The organism is Zobellella sp. DQSA1 (genome assembly GCF_041950555.1).
Lineage (GTDB): Bacteria > Pseudomonadota > Gammaproteobacteria > Enterobacterales > Aeromonadaceae > Oceanimonas.
The window spans coordinates 1,408,404-1,425,915 of sequence record NZ_CP169531.1 but is presented as its reverse complement, the minus strand read 5'-3'; the positions used below and the strand labels follow the sequence as shown (position 1 = coordinate 1,425,915).

Annotated in this window: 19 protein-coding genes; 7 read left to right on the top strand and 12 right to left on the bottom strand. The window is 63.3% G+C overall.

Annotation, left to right across the window (positions count from 1 at the left end):
* Nucleotides 1-14 precede the first annotated feature (14 nt).
* From ACEVBK_RS06930 to ACEVBK_RS06915, 4 genes are all read right to left on the bottom strand, one after another.
* Nucleotides 15-329 carry a hypothetical protein gene (locus ACEVBK_RS06930; protein ID WP_375057868.1) on the bottom strand — a complete coding sequence of 105 codons (315 nt, stop codon included), beginning with the start codon at nt 327-329 and terminating at the stop codon, nt 15-17.
* Entirely contained in the window at nt 326-1,957 is a 1,632-nt protein-coding gene (locus ACEVBK_RS06925; RefSeq protein WP_375057867.1) for a Na/Pi cotransporter family protein, read from the bottom strand. Before ACEVBK_RS06925 ends, ACEVBK_RS06930 begins: the two co-directional genes overlap by 4 nt.
* Nucleotides 1,958-2,349: 392 nt before the next feature.
* On the bottom strand, nt 2,350-2,553 hold the full coding sequence (locus ACEVBK_RS06920) for a glycine zipper 2TM domain-containing protein (protein ID WP_375057866.1): 204 nt from the start codon (nt 2,551-2,553) through the stop codon (nt 2,350-2,352).
* A gap of 102 nt (nt 2,554-2,655) precedes the next feature.
* Nucleotides 2,656-3,144 (bottom strand): glycine zipper 2TM domain-containing protein, encoded by a 489-nt coding sequence (locus ACEVBK_RS06915; protein ID WP_375057865.1) that lies wholly within the window; start codon nt 3,142-3,144, stop codon nt 2,656-2,658.
* 178 nt (nt 3,145-3,322) lie between these two features.
* Here ACEVBK_RS06915 and ACEVBK_RS06910 point away from each other — a divergent pair, with 178 nt between their 5' ends.
* A complete protein-coding gene (locus tag ACEVBK_RS06910; protein ID WP_375057864.1) occupies nt 3,323-3,979 on the top strand; it encodes a phosphoribosyltransferase in 657 nt (218 codons plus the stop codon).
* 8 nt (nt 3,980-3,987) lie between these two features.
* On the opposite strand, the gene ACEVBK_RS06905 is transcribed toward ACEVBK_RS06910, so the two are convergent.
* Nucleotides 3,988-4,671, bottom strand: a complete 684-nt coding sequence (locus ACEVBK_RS06905) for a type 1 glutamine amidotransferase domain-containing protein (RefSeq protein ID WP_375057862.1) — start codon at nt 4,669-4,671, stop codon at nt 3,988-3,990.
* 201 nt (nt 4,672-4,872) lie between these two features.
* On the opposite strand from ACEVBK_RS06905, the gene ACEVBK_RS06900 reads away from it, so the two are divergent.
* Nucleotides 4,873-6,135: a lytic murein transglycosylase gene (locus ACEVBK_RS06900; protein ID WP_375057861.1), complete on the top strand. Its 1,263-nt coding sequence runs from the start codon at nt 4,873-4,875 to the stop codon at nt 6,133-6,135.
* A 172-nt stretch (nt 6,136-6,307) separates the two neighbouring features.
* Here the strand turns inward: ACEVBK_RS06900 and ACEVBK_RS06895 are convergent, their stop codons facing one another.
* Both ACEVBK_RS06895 and ACEVBK_RS06890 read right to left on the bottom strand, forming a co-directional pair.
* Nucleotides 6,308-8,101: a methyl-accepting chemotaxis protein gene (locus ACEVBK_RS06895; RefSeq protein WP_375057860.1), complete on the bottom strand. Its 1,794-nt coding sequence runs from the start codon at nt 8,099-8,101 to the stop codon at nt 6,308-6,310.
* 282 nt (nt 8,102-8,383) lie between these two features.
* Nucleotides 8,384-8,995, bottom strand: coding sequence for a LysE family translocator (locus tag ACEVBK_RS06890; protein ID WP_375057858.1), 612 nt, complete (start codon nt 8,993-8,995; stop codon nt 8,384-8,386).
* Between the two features lie 108 nt (nt 8,996-9,103).
* Here ACEVBK_RS06890 and ACEVBK_RS06885 point away from each other — a divergent pair, with 108 nt between their 5' ends.
* Nucleotides 9,104-10,117, top strand: a complete 1,014-nt coding sequence (locus tag ACEVBK_RS06885) for a GlxA family transcriptional regulator (RefSeq protein WP_375057857.1) — start codon at nt 9,104-9,106, stop codon at nt 10,115-10,117.
* Here ACEVBK_RS06885 and ACEVBK_RS06880 read toward each other — a convergent pair.
* Nucleotides 10,026-10,385 carry a cupin domain-containing protein gene (locus ACEVBK_RS06880; protein WP_375057855.1) on the bottom strand — a complete coding sequence of 120 codons (360 nt, stop codon included), beginning with the start codon at nt 10,383-10,385 and terminating at the stop codon, nt 10,026-10,028. The genes ACEVBK_RS06885 and ACEVBK_RS06880 overlap by 92 nt on opposite strands.
* A gap of 99 nt (nt 10,386-10,484) precedes the next feature.
* Between ACEVBK_RS06880 and ACEVBK_RS06875 the strand changes: the two genes are divergently transcribed.
* Nucleotides 10,485-10,688, top strand: a complete 204-nt coding sequence (locus ACEVBK_RS06875) for a hypothetical protein (RefSeq protein WP_375057854.1) — start codon at nt 10,485-10,487, stop codon at nt 10,686-10,688.
* On the opposite strand, the gene ACEVBK_RS06870 is transcribed toward ACEVBK_RS06875, so the two are convergent.
* Nucleotides 10,685-11,590, bottom strand: coding sequence for a LysR substrate-binding domain-containing protein (locus tag ACEVBK_RS06870; protein WP_375057853.1), 906 nt, complete (start codon nt 11,588-11,590; stop codon nt 10,685-10,687). The genes ACEVBK_RS06875 and ACEVBK_RS06870 overlap by 4 nt on opposite strands.
* Before the next feature lie 259 nt (nt 11,591-11,849).
* Here ACEVBK_RS06870 and ACEVBK_RS06865 point away from each other — a divergent pair, with 259 nt between their 5' ends.
* Nucleotides 11,850-12,833 (top strand): rhodanese-related sulfurtransferase, encoded by a 984-nt coding sequence (locus tag ACEVBK_RS06865; RefSeq protein ID WP_375057852.1) that lies wholly within the window; start codon nt 11,850-11,852, stop codon nt 12,831-12,833.
* Between the two features lie 158 nt (nt 12,834-12,991).
* Nucleotides 12,992-13,876: an EamA family transporter gene (locus ACEVBK_RS06860; protein ID WP_375057851.1), complete on the top strand. Its 885-nt coding sequence runs from the start codon at nt 12,992-12,994 to the stop codon at nt 13,874-13,876.
* Here the strand turns inward: ACEVBK_RS06860 and ACEVBK_RS06855 are convergent.
* Together ACEVBK_RS06855 and rarD are read right to left on the bottom strand one after the other, a co-directional pair.
* Nucleotides 13,873-14,736 carry an oxygenase MpaB family protein gene (locus tag ACEVBK_RS06855; protein ID WP_375057850.1) on the bottom strand — a complete coding sequence of 288 codons (864 nt, stop codon included), beginning with the start codon at nt 14,734-14,736 and terminating at the stop codon, nt 13,873-13,875. The genes ACEVBK_RS06860 and ACEVBK_RS06855 overlap by 4 nt on opposite strands.
* A 1-nt stretch (nt 14,737) precedes the next feature.
* The gene (rarD, locus tag ACEVBK_RS06850; protein ID WP_375057849.1) at nt 14,738-15,628 is read right to left on the bottom strand and encodes an EamA family transporter RarD; all 891 of its coding nucleotides are present in this window, start codon (nt 15,626-15,628) and stop codon (nt 14,738-14,740) included.
* 301 nt (nt 15,629-15,929) lie between these two features.
* Here rarD and ACEVBK_RS06845 point away from each other — a divergent pair, with 301 nt between their 5' ends.
* Nucleotides 15,930-16,808 (top strand): hypothetical protein, encoded by an 879-nt coding sequence (locus ACEVBK_RS06845; RefSeq protein WP_375057847.1) that lies wholly within the window; start codon nt 15,930-15,932, stop codon nt 16,806-16,808.
* Here the strand turns inward: ACEVBK_RS06845 and ACEVBK_RS06840 are convergent.
* A complete protein-coding gene (locus tag ACEVBK_RS06840) occupies nt 16,793-17,509 on the bottom strand; it encodes a GNAT family N-acetyltransferase (protein WP_375057846.1) in 717 nt (238 codons plus the stop codon). The two genes, ACEVBK_RS06845 and ACEVBK_RS06840, sit on opposite strands and share 16 nt — an antisense overlap.
* Nucleotides 17,510-17,512: the final 3 nt, after the last annotated feature.

Sequence of the window (17,512 nt, the reverse complement as noted above, 5' to 3'; positions counted from 1 at the left end):
GTCCGGGCGGTCTGTTAATTCTTGTCCGACCCGTCGGGCTTGTCCAACCATTGCAGTTTCAGTTCCTTGCGCCGGGCGCTGAAGGCCAATACCCCGCCGGCAATACAGACCATAAGGCCGAACACCCAGGATGCCTGCGGCCCCCACAGCATGACACCGGAACCGGACAAGAGCAAAACGAATCCCATCAGCTTGGCACGGGTGGCCCGGCCGTTCACCGCCAGGCGGGCACCACAATGGGGGCAACGGAAATGCACATTGAGCCCCCGGTTTTCCCGCTCGGTGACCTGGGCGGGGCGGATCACTTTTTCACAACAGGGACACTTCACGCATTTTCCTCATCTGCTAATAATTCCGGCCCGGCCTCGACCAGGCTGCCGGGGACAATTTTGTCCGTACCGGCCAGGCCCTGCAAGTAAAACAGGCAACGCTCACCATGATAACTCAGCCGCTCGCAGCTGCGCGCCAGGGTCAGGCCGTCGAGGGTCGCTTCCATCGACAACTTGCGGGTGGCCGAAGACTGCAAAATGGACAACCGGATATCCTTGTTGTGCTCGCGCAAGGCCTGCAACGCCAGTTCGATATTGTCTTCGGGTTGATGCGCGGTCAGGGCCTGGGCGGCATTGAGCAACGAGCCGGCCAGTTCCCGGGCATGCTGGGTCAGCGGGATGATCGCCTGCACCTGGGGTTCCCAGCGGATCTTGAGCGCCTCGTGGGCACACTGGCGCACATGGTCGAGCAGATGCAGGCTGGCGTTGAGCCGGTTGAGCACCTCCCCTTCCGCCTCCGGCAGCCGGGCCAGGTAACGGGCCACCACCTCGGTGGCGTCCCGGGCCTCGTCCAGATTGGCCACCACGAAACCGGCCTCCTCGTTGCGCAGCCGGGCCGCGGCGTTCTGCAACACCACCTGGGCGCACTGGCGCAGAGTAAGGTGGGCGGCCTCCACCGCCAGTGAGGGCACCACCTGCATACTGGCGTCGAGGTGGCGGGTCAGGGAGGGCCTGGGCTCCGGCAGTACCCGTTCGGCCAGGTCCGCCAGTTGGCTGGTGAAGGGCAGAAACAACGCCGCCCCCAGCACGTTGAACAGGGTATGGAAAGCCGCGAGCGTCAGGGCATGGCTGTCGCCCACGCCATCACCGGTGAGCCAGTCAGCCAGGTAAATCAGCAGCGGCAGGATAAAAAAGGCCAGGGTGCCGGCCCCGATATTGAACAGGATATGGATAAGGGCGGTTCGCTTGGCGGCGATGGTAGCGCCGATGGCCGCCAGGGCGGCGGTAAAGGTGGACCCCAGATTCTGGCCGATGACCATGGCCCCGGCCTGCTCCAGGGAAAGGGTGCCCGACGCCAGGGCCGTCAGGGTAATGGCCAGGGCGGCGCTGGAAGACTGCATCAGCAGCGTCATCACCAGCCCCACCAGCAGCAGCATGAAACGCGCCCCCAGGGAAGCGGCGCTGTACTGGCTGAGATCGATACGCTCCGCCACCCCGCCCATCCCATTCTGGAGCAGATCCAACCCCACGAACAACACCCCGAAACCGGCCAGGGCGATACCGGCAGAGGCCAGGCGTCCCTTGCCCAGCAGCCGCAACAGCACGCCGACGCCGACCAGCGGCAGCAGCAGGCTGCCGATGGACAGCTTGAGCCCGAGCAGGGACACCAGCCAGCCGGTGCTGGTGGTGCCGAGGTTGGCACCGATCACCACGCCGATGGCCTGGCTCAGGGACAGCAGGCCGGCCGACACGAAGCCGATGGTGGCCAGGGTGGTGGCATGGGAAGACTGCACCAGGGCGGTGATGGCCGCCCCGCTCAGTACCGCCTTGACCTTGGAGCCGGTCAGCCGACCCAGGGTGGTACGCAGCCGGTCTCCGGCCAGGGCGGTCAGCCCCTCGGTCAGCAGTATCATGCCCAGCAGGAACAGGCCGATGCCGCCGAGCAGGGTACCGATGATTGTGAACATGGATTAACAATATCCCTGTGCTTGTCGTGATAAGCGGCCAGCGTCATGCTGTCCCGGCAAAACGTCAATAATAACAAAGGCCAACCGGGTTATCTGCCCGCCGGCCCGATTTTGCTGCATTTTGCCGGGGTTACCCCTCCGCGCATACCGGCGGGTGCGACAGTTGACGGGGGCGCAAGGTCCCTCACGTTGCTGACAAAGCTTCGTATTATTCGGTGGTCACTCCCGCGAAGGCAGGAGTCCAGTGCAAACGGTCATGGCTCTCCACCTTCGTGGAGATGGCAGATGTCAAACCGAAGAATCGTCAGAGAAATATCTGGCGAGGAACTGATGGTGGACGCCGTCATCAAGCCGCGGGGCCGCAAGGCCCCTCGTCTTATTAGGGCCGCCCCTTATTTGGCGACTTCATGGCCGATGATGCCGCCGACCACGGCCCCCCCCAGGGTACCGGTGGTGCTGCCGCCGGTAAGTACGGCCCCACCCAAAGCACCGGCACCGGCACCGATGGCGGTACTCCGCCCCTGATCCGACATGCCGGCACAGCCGGACAGACCGAACAGACCGAACAGCACGGCAGAGAATACGGCGGTTAGCATGACACTCCGTATTGTTTTCATGAGATCACCTCTTTTCAAATAGCATTTCAGCGAGTTCGCCGATGACAGGCCGGCGGAACGGACGACGCCCTTGCGCCATCGTTAATACCGCTGCATGATGCCGTTGTTGATCCTGACCCTGTCACCGACTCTGAAACCGGGATTCCCCTCCAACATCAGCGATTGATATGAGCCGTTATCCATGCGAACGGAGAACCGGTAGATATCCGGCCCCAGGGCCTGTCGGTTTTCCAGTTCGTGGCCGATGTAGGCCCCCCCTGCCGCGCCAATCACGGTCGCCGCTATACTGCCGCGCCCGGAGCCGATCTGGCTGCCGGCGACCCCCCCGACCACGGCACCGGCAATGGTTCCCAGGCCGATGCTGCTGCCGGAACTGTCCTGCTGCATCAGTTCTATCGATTGCACCACGCCATACCCCGAATACACGGTGGGCTGACTGGTCGTCCCGTATCCCGAAGACTGATACGGCTGGTTGGACTGCATGGGCTGGTTACGCTGGGTTTCACAGCCGCCCAGCATCAGCACCCCGGTCAAACCGAGTACCGAACCAAACCCCTTGATCATGTTCATGACAGTTCTCCTGCGTAATGAAGGTGAGCACCGGATGCCGCCGCTCCCGTCAATCGTCATCCCCATCATGTCCCACATCCGCTCTGGTTTCTGTACGCTAACGCTCATAGAAGCAGCTTCTATACAACGACCGAAAATGGGCCTGCCGTGCTCTACACTTAAATCGAGTATTGCCCCCATGGACATCACGACAGTGTCACCTTTTCACCATCGCCGCGCCGCCGGCCGGGCCCTGGCCAAGGCCTTGCAGCATTACAAGGACCACCCGGGTTTACTGGTGCTGGGACTGCCCCGGGGCGGGGTACCGGTGGCCTATGAGGTGGCGAAGGCCCTGGCCGCCCCGCTTGATGTACTGCTGGTGCGCAAGCTCGGCCACCCCCATCATGAAGAGCTGGCCATGGGCGCCATCGCCTCGGGCGATATTCTGGTGTGGAATCCGGATATCGTCGGTGCCGGGGGTATCGACCAGGCCCAGATAGACCGGGTGATCCGCCGGGAACGGACAGAACTCCAACGCCGGGAGCAGGTCTACCGGGGCGAGGCGCCGCCGCTGGCACTTACCGGCGTCACCGTGCTGCTGGTGGACGATGGCCTGGCCACCGGCGCCACCATGGAGGCGGCGGTACGGGCAGTCAAAAGCCGGCTGCCGGCGCGGCTGGTGGTGGCGGTGCCGGTGAGTTCAAGCGAAGCCAGGTCCCGGATCCGGGGCCTGGTGGACGAGTTCGTTGCCCTGCTGGTGAGTCCGGAGTTCGGCTCGGTCGGCCAGTACTATCTCGACTTCGGCCAGACCGAAGACCGGGAAGTCCGTGAACTGCTGGCCGCCGCGGCCGGATAAAGCCGGCTTTATTCTTCCAACTCCAACAATACCAGCTCGGCGACCGGCCCGCCGGAGGCCGGGTTCTGCCCGGTGACCAGCCGCTGATCGCTGACTGCAAAGGGCTGCCAGGGAGCCGGTGCCTTCCGGTAGAGGGCGCCGCACTCGACCAGCTCATCCTCGGTGAGAAAAGGCACGACCTGGTCCAGCTCGGCCAGCATCTCTTCCTCGTTGGAAAAACCGGTCACTTCCTTGCCCTTGATCAGCAAGGAACCGTCGGACAGCCGGATATTGAACAGGCCGGCGGCACCATGACAGACGGAAGCCACTATGCCGCCCCCTTCGTAAATACGCTGGCTGATCAGCTGCAAGGCCTCGTTGTCGGGAAAATCCCAGATAACACCGTGACCACCGGCGAAATAAATCACCCCATAGTCATCCGGATCGACCTCGGCGGGGCTGAGGGTCGAGCCCAGCCGGTTCATAAAGGCCTTGTTCTGGTACCATTGCCAGTCAAGCTCATCGGCCATGGCCAGGCTGTGGGGATCGATGGGGGTGTAGCCGCCCCTGGGGCTGACATAGTCGACCCGGTAACCGGCCGCCTCCATCTTGCTGACGAAATGCACCGCTTCGCCCAACCACAGTCCGGTGGCCCGGTTCAGGTTGGGGTACTTTTCCACACTGGTCAGCACTACCAGAATTTTCTGTTTCATCGTTCATCTCTCCTCGCCGTCGGCAACCAGTCCCAAGTGCAAGCTTAGCCCCGGTGCCGTCAAATTGGTCACCCCATGGTCACTCTTCCCCCTACCGGGCCCGGAGCCGGATTTCCTGCTCCATGGATACCGCAAAGCCCTTTAATTTTTCCCAACTTGGGATATGCTGCGGGCAGTCATGCCAACAGACGGGATAAGAATTTGAAGCAACCTTACCTCAGTGCCCTGGTGATCGGCGCCGTGCTCAGCGGCTGTGCCGGCCAGGCCGAAACCTCCCAGCCGGCCCCCGCCGCCATCCAGCCACAGCAACCGGCCGCCGCCACATCACCACCCAGTGCGGTCGAGCAGCAGGGTTTTGCGGCCTGGCGGCAGGATTTTCGCGGCCGGGCCCTGGCCGCCGGTATCCGGCCGGCGGTATTCGACGCCGCCTTTCGCGACGTCAGGCTGAACCAGGAAGTCATGCGTCTGGACGGGCGCCAGGCCGAATTCACCAAGCAGATCTGGGAATACCTGGACACCGCCACCTCCGCCACCCGCGTCAGCAACGGCCGCCAGAAATGGCAGGAACTGGGCCCTACCCTCAAGGCCATCGAGGAACGCTACGGAGTAGATGCCAAGGTCATCATGGCCATCTGGGGCATGGAAACCAACTACGGCTCCTTCCGGGGTAATACCGGCATCATCGAAGGTCTCGCCACCCTGGCCTTCGAGGGCCGTCGTCGCAGCTTTGCCGAAGAGCAGCTGATTGCCGCCCTCAAGATACTGCAGTCGGGTGACACCAGTCCGGAGCGGATGCGCGGCTCCTGGGCCGGGGCCATGGGCCATACCCAGTTTATGCCCACCAGCTACCTGCAGTATGCCCAGGACTTTACCGGCGACGGCAAGCGGGACATCTGGGGCGACGACCCCACCGATGCCCTGGCCTCCGCCGCCAACTACCTGGCCCGCTTCGGCTGGCAGCACGGCGCCCCCTGGGGGCTGGAAGTGAAACTGCCGGCGGGCTTCGACTATGGCATCGCGGACCAGGACCATCGCCGGCCCGTGGCCTACTGGCGCGACCGGGGCGTGACCACCCTCGATGGCCGCCCCCTGCCCGATCACGGCGAGGCCGCCATACTGGTGCCCGCCGGTGCCCAGGGTCCGGCCTTCGTCGTCTTCAACAACTTCCGGGTGATCCGTCGCTACAACAACGCCACCTCCTATGCCATGGCGGTGGGCCACCTGGGCGACAAACTGGCCGGCGGCGGCGAGTTCCGCACCCCCTGGCCCAGGAGCGAACGGTCCCTGAGCCGGGCCGAGAAGGAAGAACTGCAGCGCCGCCTGAGCGCCCGCGGTTTCGACACCAAAGGCGCCGACGGCGTGATCGGGCCCAATACCATCAGTGCTATTCGTGCCTTCCAGCAGTCCATCGGCCAGGTGGCCGACGGCTATGCCAGCGAGTCGCTGCTGAAGCGACTGCGTTGAGGTTCAGGGCAGGGCCGAAGGGCCCTGTCTCTTTGTTGACAAAGTCCATAATCCATTCTGTCGCCAGATATTTTTCTGACAACTCTGCGGTTTAACACCTGTCATCTCCGCGAAGGCGGAGACCCATGGCAGTTTGCACTGGATTCCCGCCTTCGCGAGAGTGACGAAAGATTCAGGCCGCCTTATCCGCCAACAGGTGGCCGGCGTCGAAACCCAGGATCAGGGAGCCCCAGTGTTTACCCTTGATATACAAGGGAATGGAAAGATCATTGATGACTTCACCGGTATTACGGATATAGCTCTGCAGCAGGAAAGGCTTCTCATGATTGCAGCGACGACGTTCCTGGCGGCTGTGGTTATAGAGCCGTCGGTGGCGGCAGTGGATATTGTCCTTGTCCTTATCGCCGGTTAATGGCTGGGAGCTTTTGCCGTGATGCACCGGGATATAACCTTTGGTGTCCACCCCCACCACATAAATAAACTCCGGATGCTCTTTGATAAAGCGGTCATAAAGCGCCTGCAGCTCGCCTTCCACCGCCGTGACATATTCCGTCATAAACTGGGCCGGCTCCTGTCCGGGATTAACCGGCCGGTAGTTCTGGTCAAAAAGGTTGATGCCCTTGTCCTGGAGCCGCTCCAGCATGGTACTCACCTCATCCGCCCACCTGGCTCCGAGTTGGGTCATACGCTCGAAGTTACCCTGCCCCACAATAAACTGCGACAGCAGCTCCAGGGTCGCTTCGGTGGAATGTTCCAGGGACGAAGAAAAATCCTGCGACTGGGTCATATTGTCTTTCATGGCAGAAGACAGTTCGGCGATGGACTCCACATGCTGATGTGATTCTTTGTTGGTATAAGAAAGTTCATCCAGGGCGGCGGAAATGGTGGTGAGCTGCTGGTTCATCTGTTCAAAGTCCTGCACCATGCCGCCGAACTGATCCCGGTTTCGGCTCATGAACGCATCCGTTTCCTGAATATGCTGCCTGATGGTGTCGGCTCCTTCACGCGTGCTCTGTACCAGGCTGGTCATTTCACCGATATTGCGGTGTATCTCCTGGGTGGCATCGCCTACCTTCCGGGCCAGGTTGCGTACTTCGTTCGCCACCACGGCAAAACCTCTCCCGGCCTCGCCGGCGCGGGCCGCTTCGATGGAGGCATTCAAGGCCAGCAGGTTGGTTTGCTCTGAAAAGTCCTGTACCAATCCCAGGATATTTTGAATGTTCCTGGAATTCTGGCTCAAGGTGTTGACGGTTTGACTGAATTCCTGGGTCAGACTCTCCACGGCCTTGATCTTGTCCACGGCCAGATGCAGCTCCTCGCTCGACCGACGAACATCCGTCAGGTTCTGGGTGGTTTGCTGGCTGATATTGACCGTGTTGGCGGCTATTTCTTCTACAGCCAGGGTCGCCTGCTGACTGGATTCGAAAATATGCTGGGCAATTCTTTCCTGCCCGGCAGAAGAATGGCCGGCATGAGCAATCATTTGCTGCAAGCGGGTGGCATTAATGGCCACGCTGATCGAATTCGACCGGGCTTCACTGATCATGGCTTTCAGCTTGCCGGAAAAATCATTATAGCTCCTGGCCATCATGGAAATTTCATCGAAGGTATAATCGGGCAGCGTTGCCGATATATCGCCGTTTTTATCCTTTACCGCCTGTAATGCCCGGGTAATATCCCTGATGGGTCTGACAAAGATTTCGCGCATGAAAAACACGATAAAAATCCCGACCGCGAGGGTCAACGCAGTGCCCGCCATCATTAGCCACCAGAATTGCTGCAGGATTTGCTCCGCACCGGACGTATTCCCCTCCAGCCCGCGGACTTCATTCGTCAATTGGTTTACATAGAACAGGGAAACGACTATCAGCAACGACGGGGGCAGTAATAGTGCAATCACATTCCCCACGATTTTACGGGTAAGGGTATACCAAAACGTCTTTTCTATGGTTCGGTAGAGGCTCATCCTGATACTCTCATCATTGTTATTATTCCGTTAAACAGCTTATTCTGATGTCGCACCATGCGAAGCAGAGGTCCGGCATCTGATTAAGCCACCCCGTGGCTGGCCACTAAATAACTGGTCCTGATACTGCTGCATCGACCGGATGCCCGCCGTGGCCCCATCCCTGGGGGCCTTGCCGAGCCATCCCCGGTGGGAAGTGTCATTTCAGCTGCAACATTCTAAGCAATATTTATTATCAGGCCACCACTTAGAGCGGAAACTTTGACCCCCATCGCGTCCTCGCTAGCGGCTGAGCGGCAGCCAGCTCCCAATCAGCATAAAGAGGCTACCACAGGCTCTGTTGAAGCCCTTCCCGCTGCGCTGCAGCCAGCCCGACACCCGGCCGGCAAAACCGGCGATAGACAGCTCCGTCAGGCATTCCACCAGGGCGAAAGTGGCCGCCATGATGACGAATTGCAACCAGAGACTGGCCGCGGGGTCGATAAACTGGGGCAGGAAGGCGGCGAAAAACAGAATGACCTTGGGATTGGCCAAAGCCGAGAAAAAACCCTGGCGGGCCATGGCCCAGCCATTCACCTCGCCCCCTGGCTGCACCATGCCGCCACCCGGTGCCGGCGAACGCCACACCTGCACGCCCAGCCACACCAGATAGAGGCCGCCGACGACCTTCATGACCAACAGCAGCTCCCCGGCCAGGCTCAGCACCGAGGCGATACCGAACATCGACAGCCCGATCCCCCCCACAAAACCCAGGGCGCCGCCCCCTATGGTGGCCAGGGTTTTGCCCGGGCCGTAGAGGGCGCCGTGGGTCAGCGCCAGCAGGCCGTTGGGGCCGGGTGTGAGAGAAAGGCCGATGCTGGCGGCCAGGTAGATAAGCCAGGTATCCAGTGCCATGGTAGGGCTCCGTTATGGGTTGGTAGGCACGATTATGCGGCTGTCCCCTCTTTCATTCCTCGTAAAAATAAGACATAAAAAGGAAATATTTGGACATGTGGAGTCCCCATGCCGAGCCCCGACGTCGGTTTTCTGCTGCTGCCCCTGCCCGGCTTCGCCCTGCTGCCCTTCGGCGGTTTTCTCGACAAGTTGCGTTTTTCCGCCGACGACGAGGATCACAGCCGCCAGCGCTACTGCCGCTGGCGGATACTGGGCCTGACGCCGGAGGAAAGGGTAACCGCCAGTTGCGGGGTGGAAGTCACGACCCAGGCCACGGCCCGGGAACTGGACTGGAGCCGTTACCAGTACCTGGTGATCTTCGGCGGCCGCGAAGCGGGTCAGACCCGGCGCCTTACCCCCCGTTACCGGGCGCTGCTGCGCCTGGCCCGGGCCCACGGCCTCAGCCTGGCCAGCGTCGACAACGCCTGCTTCCTGCTGGCCGAAGCGGGCCTGCTGGCGGGCCACCGGGTGGCGGTGCACTGGCGCCACGCCAGGGAATTCGCCACCGCTTTTCAGCACATTTCCATGACCACGGAGCAGCTCTATCTGCTGGACGGCAAACGCATCAGCTGCGCCGGCGGCAGCGCCGCCATCGAACTCGCCACCGAGCTGCTCGCCCGCCACTGCGGCCGGGAGCGGGCCCTGAAGGGGCTGGCGGACATGCTGGTGGACGAAGCCCGTACCCCGGGCCAACGGCCCAACTCCCTGGATGGCGGGTCCGGCGTCGGGCGCCACCTGGGCCGGGCCCTGGCCCTGATGCGCCAGTACCTGGGCACCGCCATGACAGTGAAGGAGCTGGCCGAGCGGATGGGCCTGGGCCGGCGCCAGCTGGACCGGCTGTTCATGGCCCATTTCGGTCACCCGGCCCGGGCTCACTGGCAGGAGTTGCGCCTGCAGCACCTGGCCTGGCGGCTGCTGCACAGCCACCACGATCTGGCTTTGCTCGCCGAGGAAGTCGGCATCCGCGATACGGGCTATCTGGGCAAAGTGTTCAAGCGCCGCTTCGGCCTGACGCCGGTGCAGTATCGCCGGCAAAGAACACCGTCAGCCAGAGGGTATCCTGATCAGGATGGGTCCAGCTGACCCTGTGTCGACGGTGGGCAGCGATGGTCAGGTAGTCGCCGGGGCCCAGCTGCCGCCGTTCGTGGGGTTCCTCCAGTTCCAGTTCCGCCGCGCCCGCCACCAGCAGCACAAATTCCTGCTCGGGCTGATCGTACCAGAAACCCTCCGGGGAGCGGTGGCCACGGGAGACGATGCGCTCGATGCGCACCCCGCCATTGCCGGCCAGGGTCTGGATCAGCTCCTCGGGCAGGTGGGCGGGGATGGCGTCCTTCAGGTTGCTCTGGCTCATGGCTCCTCCTTTCAAAGATCACAAAAATGAAACATATATTCGACAACCAGGTCCGGGCATGATTAACTGCCCCTGATTGTGAACCGGGGAACCATCGCCATGAAAGAGAAGGATCTGCTGTTTTTCCAGCCGCTGTGGCGGCGTATCGCCGTCACCCTGTTCTGCGCCGGCTGGGCCGGCTGGGAATGGCTCAGCGGCCAGCATCTGTGGGGCATCATCATCACCGGCGTTACCCTCTACTGCTACTGGACCCTGTTCCATACCTTCGTGCCCGCCAAACCTGAGCCGGACAAGAAAGGCTAGTCATTTTCCAGCAGCCAGCACCGGAAGGTCTCCGCCGCCGTCGACAACGGCTTGTGCCTGTTGTGCACCAGGTAGTCGGCCCGGCCGGTGGAGTAACAGTAGGGGCCGACCCGGCGGATCAGCCCCGCCTCCAGCTGTTCCCGCGCCATGAAATCCCAGCCCAGCCCTACCCCCATGCCTTGCAGCACGCCGTTGAATGCCAGGGTCACCTGGTTGAAGGTCGGGACGTTGGCCGGTGGCCGGTACTCCACCCCGAAATATCGGAACCAGTCGGCCCAGTCGATGCAGTTCCAGGCCGAGGAATCGAGCTGGATCAACGGCAGCTCCCGCAGTCCGGCGACGTCAGTCGGCTCGTCCAGCACCAGCTCCCGGCTGCAGATGGGGTAAACCCGTTCCTCGAACAACGGCTCCGCCCGCAGCGAGGGCCAGTTGCCGTCGCCATAGAGAATGCCCAGATCGCACTCATCCAGGCTGTATTCATTGATGTCGTTGGTGGAGTTGACGTGCACCGCCAGCCCGGGGCAAGCCTTGTTGAACTCCACCAGCCGCGGGAACAGCCAGTAGTGGGCCACCGCATGGGTGCACACCAGGGTCAGGCTGCTGGTATTGTGCGCGGCCTGCAGCCGCTCGACACTGCGCTGCAGCTGCTGCAACAACGGCGTGAGTTCACCGAACAGCGCCATCCCGGCCCGGGTCAGGGTAATACCCCTGGGCTGGCGCTCGAACAGTGCCAGTCCCAGGCTGCTTTCCAGTACCTTGATCTGCTTGCTCACCGCACTTTGGGTCAGGCACAGCTCGGCGGCAGCCCGGGTAAAGCTGCCGTGGCGGGCCACCGCCTCGAAAAACAGCAGGCTGTCGAGCGGGGGCAGGGTTTTAAAGGGACGGTACATCTTGGCCTCCATGGCACGGGCTCCTGCGCCCACCTTAGCACTGGGGCATTCCGCCAGGGAATGCACCCATGCATTTTTATCCTTAAATTCAATAGGCAGTTACGCTCGCCATGGTCGACAACAAGGCATAAGGAAACCACCGACCGACGCCGCACTGGTGCAGAGCACCGGATAAATTTGCTATGATCCCCGCCCTGTTGCGCCCCGCCCCCGGGCTGGCGCGAAATCACCGTTCAAGCAGCGCACGGCCGGCGCGGCGCTGGAGGAAAGCATGTCTCAGTTTGTTGTTTGTGCCCTGTATAAATTCGTTACCCTGGAAAGCCACGAGGCGTTGCGCGAGCCGCTGCTGGCCGTGATGGAAGCCGAGCAGATCCGCGGCACCCTGCTGCTGGCGTCCGAGGGCATCAACGGCACCGTGGCCGGCTCCCGCGCCGCCATCGACCGGCTCAAGGGCTGGTTCGACGCCGATCCGCGCTTTGCCGGCATCGACTACAAGGAATCCCTGAGCGAAGAGCAGCCCTTCTACCGCACCAAGGTCAAACTGAAGAAAGAAATCGTGACCTTGGGTGTCGAGGGCATAGATCCCAAGCGGGTGGTCGGCACCTATGTGGAGCCCAGGGACTGGAACGCGCTGATTTCCGACCCGGAGGTGGTGTTGATCGACACCCGCAACGACTACGAAGTGGATATCGGCACCTTCAAGGGTGCCGTCAATCCCCATACCGAAAGCTTTCGCGAGTTTCCCGAATACGTGAAAAACAACCTGGATCCGGCCCGGCACAAGAAGGTGGCCATGTTCTGCACCGGCGGCATCCGCTGCGAGAAGAGCACCGCCTACCTCAAGGAACAGGGATTCGACGAGGTCTATCACCTGCACGGCGGCATCCTCAAGTACCTGGAAGAAGTGCCCGAGGAAGACTCCCTGTGGCAGGGCGAGTGCTTCGTGTTCGACAACAGGGTGACGGTGGATCATCAGCTGCAACCGGGCCATTATCAGCTGTGCTCCGCCTGCCGGGCACCGCTGTCCCAGGAAGATCTGCAAAGCCCCCACTACCAGCACGGCGTCAGTTGCCCCCATTGCCACGACCGGCAAACCCCGGAGCAGCGCCGCCGTTATGCCGAGCGCGAACACCAGCTGCAACTGGCGAACGCACGGGGCGAGGCCCATATCGGCAGCGACGCGGTCAAGGCCGCCGAGCGGCACCGGGCGGAAAAAATGGCTCGCAAGCAGGAGCAGCAGGCCCGCAAGGGCTAAGCGCGGAGGCGTCGTTAACGGACCCGTTCTGTTTGTCCTTGTCTCCACCGTGAAGGCGGAGGCCCAAGGCTCGACCGGACGGGAAATCGATTCCGTTTTTCCCCTTCTATTCCCGCCCTGCCTACTCAACGGGGCCCTTTTGACCAGGAAGCTGTTCGGTGCTTTGGATCCCCTTTACCCTGTTCGCCGCCCTGATGCAGGCCTGGCGCAATGCTTTCCAGAAACAGCTGAGCCAGGAGGCCGGCGCCACCGCCGTGACCCTGTCGCGCTTCGTGCTGGCCGGACCCATCGCCGCCCTCTACCTGTGGCTGCTCTATCGCTGGCAGCCCCAGCAACCGCTGCCCGATATCAGCTTTCCTTTCGCCGCCTACATAGTCGCGGCGGCCCTGAGCCAGATCCTGGCCACCGCCCTGATGGTGCGGCTGTTCCAGCTGCGTAACTACGCGGTGGGAGTGGGGCTGGCCAAGAGCGAGGCGATACTGGCGGCAGCCCTGGGGGTGTTCTTTTTCAGTGCCCCGCTCACCTCCCTGGGCTGGCTGGGAGTGCTGATCGGCGGCCTGGCGGTGTGGCTGTTGAGCGGCCTGCGCCGGGCCGTGGGCGGCGCCGTCTCGCCGGCCACCCTGCTGATGGGGCTGGGCAGCGGCCTGGCCTTCGCCCTCACCTCGCTGTGGGTGCGGGAAGCCAGCCTGGTGCTGGACCTGCCCTTTCCCTTCGGCGCCGCCTGGGTGCTGCTACTGGTGATCTCCCTGCAGACCCTGGTGCTGCTGCTCTGGCTGGGGGTCAAGGATCCCGCCGGCCTCAAAGCCCTCCGGCGCCGGCCGGGACTGACCTTGCTGATCAGCCTCAGCAGTTGCCTGGGATCCATCGGCTGGTTCAGCGCCATGAGTCTGGAAAGCGTGGCCCTGGTCAAGACCCTGGGCCAGATAGAGGTGCTGTTCACCCTGATGATCTCGGCCTGGTACTTCCGGGAAAAGCTGGGTCGCCAGGATCACTGGGGTTTGGCTCTGATCGTGGTCGCCGCCCTGTGCGTGATGTGGGCCTAGCCCATCCGCCGGCGCGCCCGGTGGGAGGCGCCGTTGCGCACCGCCCAGCGCAGCACCAGGGCGAGTGCGTGTACCCCCAGACGCACGCCACGACGCTCGAGCCCGCCCAACTGCCGGCCGCTCAGGTCGAGCGCCCAGGGCGGCAGCAGATCCATGCCCGCCTTCATCATCAGTCCCACCAGGGGCCGGGCCAGGGGGCTGGGCGCCGGTGCCGCCAACAACAACCGGAAGATCTCGGCGGTGCGTTCGTCGAACACCAGTTCGGAAAGCATCTGCCGCAGGTAAAGGTCGATATCCCGCCGGTTTTTGGGCACGCCTTGCGCCCCCAACGCCTCGGCCACCCGGGCGGCCTCGGCGAAGTAGCGGTCCTGCTCGGCCAGGCTCAGGCCAGGGTTGCAGTAGCGCAGGTGGGCCGCCATAAAGCAGCTGGCTTCCGCCACGTGCACCCAGGTGAGCAGGGCCGGATCGTCTGCCGCATAGGGCCGGCCGTCGGCCGCCACCCCCGTCACTCGCCGGTGGATGCCCTTCACCCGTTCGATCAGGCGCTCGGCGTCGGCCCGGGGCGCAAAGGTGGTGGCGGCGATAAACTGGCTGGTGCGGCGCAGCCGGCCCGGCATGTCTTCCCGGAAACGGGAGTGATCCCAGACTCCGGCCAGGGCCAGGGGGTGCAGCATCTGCAGCATCAGGGCACCGATACCGCCACACAGCATGGCGGTAAAATCGCCGTGCACCCGCCAGATCACCGAATCCGGGCCGAACAGGCCGGGATCGCCCCTGGGGTGCTCGTAGTCGATGTCGCCCAGCGCCAGCCCGGTCACCCCCATCACCTGACGCTCGATACCTTGTCTCAGTGCTTTCATCTTATCTAAAAGGATAACGCTTGAAGGACCACAGCCGCTTGATGCCTTCCAGCACCAACAGCCCCACCGCCGTCCAGATGGCGATATAGGTAGCCCACTCGCCGGGCGCTATGGTCTCACCCAGCAACAGGGACACGAACACCAGCAACACCGGCTCCACATAGCCGAGCAGGCCGAACAGGGTAAAGGGCAGGCGCCGGCTGGCCAGGATATAACTGACCAGGGCCAGGGTGCTGACCAGGCCCAGCCCCAGCACCAGCCAGGGCAAGGCGGGCCGCTCGGCGAAGGGAGCGAAGGGCGCCGGAACGGCGAACAGGAACCAGCAGGCCAGGGGCAGCAGCAACGCCATATCGAGCCAGAGTCCGCCCAAATGGTCGGAACCGAGTCGGCGCCGCCACATAAAGTAGACCGGGTAACCCGTTACCACGACCAGGGTTTCCCAGGAAATTCCTCCCGAGCGCCACAGCTCGTTGGCCACGCCGGCGGCGGCGCAGGCTACCGCCAGCCACTGCAACCGGCTCGGTCGCTCCTGGTAGACGAAACGGCCGATCAGCACCAATGCCAGCGGCATCATGAAATAGCCGAGCGACACCGGCAGTCCCCGGCCATTGAGCGGCGCCCACATAAACAGCCACAACTGCACTCCCACCAGGGCGGACGACAACGGCAGGCCAAACCACAGCAGCGGCCGGCGCCCAAGCTGGCCGAGCAGGTTTGTCACCAGCCGCCAGTCGCCGCTCAGCAGCAGGAAGAGGCCCATGCAGGGCAGCGTCAGCAGCATGCGCCAGCCGAAGATCTGCTCGCCGTCGAGCGGCCACAGCAGGCTGGCGTAGTAATACAGCACCGCGAACAACACCGACGAAAATACCGACAGCGCAACACCCCTGGTCACTCTGGTTTCCCCCTGCTTCATTGTTATTATCGAATCGACCGGCAGCTTAGCAGCTTTATGCACAAAGATTGAGCTGGCGTAAAAAATAAAACCAGCGCAGACCACCGGTTGGGCACCACAATGGCAGCAGATACCGCTACCCGTCAGGTATGCCGCCGTCATCATGCTAACCGCAAGGCACCGCCGGCCCATGGGCGGCGGCGACCCCAAAGGGCTGGAAACCGACCCGGGCAGACAGGCTTGTGCCACCCCCGGCAAAACCGCTATAACAGCGGCTCGTTGAATGACAAGGAAAAAACCGATGCGCCTGTTTTCCCTCGCCCTGTTTTCCCTGTGGCTGGCCGGCTGTGTTGCCGCCCGGGGCGATCGACTCGAACTCGAACCCCTGGCCGATCTCTCCCCCCGGCTTTCGGAAACCTCGGGACTGGCCGTCTGGCAGGGCGGCCTGCTCAGCCATAACGACAGCGGTAACGCCGCCGAGCTGTTCATGCTGTCGGCCAGTGGTGCCATCACCCGGGTACTGCCCGTCCCCGTTTCCAACCGCGACTGGGAAGACATCGCCGTGCACGGCGACGATATCTTCCTCGCCGATACCGGCAACAACGGCGGCCGACGCCGGGATCTAGCGGTGTACCGGCTGCAACTGGAAGAAGACGCGCTGCAACTGCACCAACGCCTGCCGGTGGCCTACGCCGAGCAGAACAACTTCCAGCCACCCCGCCACCAGCACAACTTCGACGCCGAGGCCCTGGCCTGGGTGGACGGCGAGCTGTGGCTGCTGACCAAGCGCTGGCTGGATGAAGACAGCGCCCTGTACAAGCTGTCGACGGAGGGTGGCGAGGCGCCGCTCGTCGAGCAGCAGCGGCTGGCCACAGCCATGCTGGTGACCGGCGCCGATTACGACGCCGGCAGCCAGACCTTGCTGTTGCTGGGCTACAGCCGCAACTGGCTGGACCGACGCGCCTGGCTGTGGCTCTACCCGGTGCGGGACGGTCGGGTGGAGGAAGCCCGGGGCCGGCGCTGGCTGCTGGCCGAAGGAGGCCAGTTCGAAGGCATCGCCCTGGGCGAGGACGGCTTTATCTACCTGAGCCGCGAAGGCGGCGGCAGCAATCTGTTCCGCAGCCGCCAGCCCCTGGCCGAACTGCTGCCGGCGATGGCACCGGCTCAGCCGCGCCGGTAGCTCCTGATCGGAAAGCGGGGCTCGAACCCCAGCCGCCGGTAGAGCCCCTCACCGGCGGCGGAGGCCTGCAGGGTGAGATAGCGGCCCCCTTGCTCCCGGGCCAGGGCCATCAGTTGCAGCATCAGCGCATGGGCGATGCCCTGGCCCCGGCATTCCGGCACCACCCCGACCTGGTGAATGCCTACCACCTCGCCGGTGCGATACAGCAGCGCCGTGGCCACGGCGCTGCCCTCCCGGCTTGCCAGCAGCAAGCCGGCCTCGCTCACCCCGAGCAGTCGGCGGACGGTCGCCGCCGCCACCTCATAACCGAAGGCCCGGCCGCACAGCGCCGCCCACTGCCCCACCTGGGCGGGCGTCAGTACCCGGCTCAACTGCAAGCCGTCTTCCGGCCGGCTTCCCTCGCCGTCCATGCTCAGGTGCATGGCCCTTTGCTCCAGCGCCACGCCGAATCCCTGGCCTACCAGCGCCCGCTCCAGCGCCGAGCCCTCGGCCCAGACCGGCACCAGGGCCCTCGACGGCAGCCGGGCCAGTTCATGCCCCTCGAACACCGGTTGATGGCCCCAATCGAACCAGAAACGGTGCGGCCAGCCTCGGCTGGCCCGCAGGCCGGCAATACCACCGATCTCAGGCTCGGTACCCATGGCCCGCCACAGGGCGGTCAGGTTGTCGATATTCGCCTTGTCCAACAGGCTGTTATTCATGCT